1 protein-coding gene and 1 pseudogene are annotated in these 1,254 nt (G+C 77.4%); both read right to left on the bottom strand.

What is annotated here, in order from left to right:
* Window positions 1-914 (bottom strand): Pvc16 family protein (locus AC1DUQ_RS21815; protein ID WP_477074645.1); only part of this gene is annotated, 914 nt, incomplete at its 3' end.
* Window positions 911-1,254 (bottom strand): annotated as a pseudogene (locus tag AC1DUQ_RS21810) (hypothetical protein); the annotation flags it as partial. The pseudogene AC1DUQ_RS21810 and the gene AC1DUQ_RS21815, both read right to left, overlap by 4 nt.

The following is a 1,254-nucleotide window of genomic DNA, read 5'->3' as shown; positions in this document are numbered from 1 at the left end:
GGCAGCCCGTCGGCGAGGTTCGTCACGACGAGCACGCGTGCCCCGGGGGCGAGCGCGTCGTCGGGCAGCCGGACGACGATCCCGTCGCGCGACGGCGCGTCCACGAGCCGCCACGGCCCCGTGCTGTGCGGCTGGCTCGGGGGGCGGCCGTCGGTCGGGTCGTCCGGGTCTCCGACCAGACGGCCGAGGGTGACCTCGTGCGTGTCGGCCACACCGCGGACGGTCACCGCGATGTCGAGGCCGGCGTGCGCGGCGCCCGGCCGCACGGCGGTGACCACGGGCGCCAGGGACGGGGCCACGCCCACGCGGCGCTCGAGCACCGGCGGCCCGGCGGTGAAGGGGGTCTGGGTGGGAACCGTCACGAGCGTGACGACGTACGCGACGGTCAGCCGCACGGCTGCGCCCCCGGCGCCCCAGATCGCGGTCACCGTCTCGAGCGGCACCTGCTCGAGCGAGATGCGGAGCGGCTCCACCAGACCGTCGAGCGACGGCGCGACGTCGGAGAGKGTCCGGGCAGGTGCTGTCGCCACGGGCGTCGCGCCCCCGAAGATGGCGTTCTCGTGCAGGGCCGACATCAGGGCGGAGAGGCCCGCGTGCACGACGTCGTCCTCGGTGCCGGTCTCGCTGAGCTCGCTGGCGACCGCCGAGAGCAGGTAGTGCAGCGTCAGCGCGAGCGGAGGGCTCCCGCGCCGCGTCCGCCACCCCGTGGCCGGTGGCTCCATGTTGGCGTAGGCCGGTGCGGGCTCCAGCTTGTACAGGAACCAGTTGAGCCGGGCGTCGTCGCCCGGGCGGTCGAGCGGGCCGACGGTGACCCCCACCGGGGTGGCGAGGCCCTTGAGCGCCTCCGTGGTGACGACCCGCAGCACCTCGTCGACTCCCGCGAGGACGGGCGGCCCGGGCGTGAAGAGGCTCACCAGCCACCGCCGCGCCGGGCCGTCACGCCGGCCTCGATCGCCCGGCAGCCCGCGAACGGGTCGGTCGGCGCCTCCGGGGCGGAGACGATCACGTCGATGCGCCCGATGTGCACGGGCGGTGGCGCGGGTGGCGCTGTGCGGACCACCGCGGGCTCGCCGGGCCGGGCGGTGGGCTCGCGGGATGCCGGGTGGGCGCCTGCCGGTTCGGCCGGCTCGCGGGCGGGAAGCGCGCGCGACCGCGGTGGGGGGACGGCCGCCGCCGACACGTCCGCGACGGTGCGCGTGCTCGGGTCGCCTTCACCCGCGGGGCCCGGTGTGCGTCCCGGCGCGGTGGGTGCAG

The sequence above is a fragment of the Cellulomonas sp. P4_B5_2 genome (genome assembly GCF_056402235.1).
This window is presented reverse-complemented; position numbering and strand designations above follow the sequence as displayed.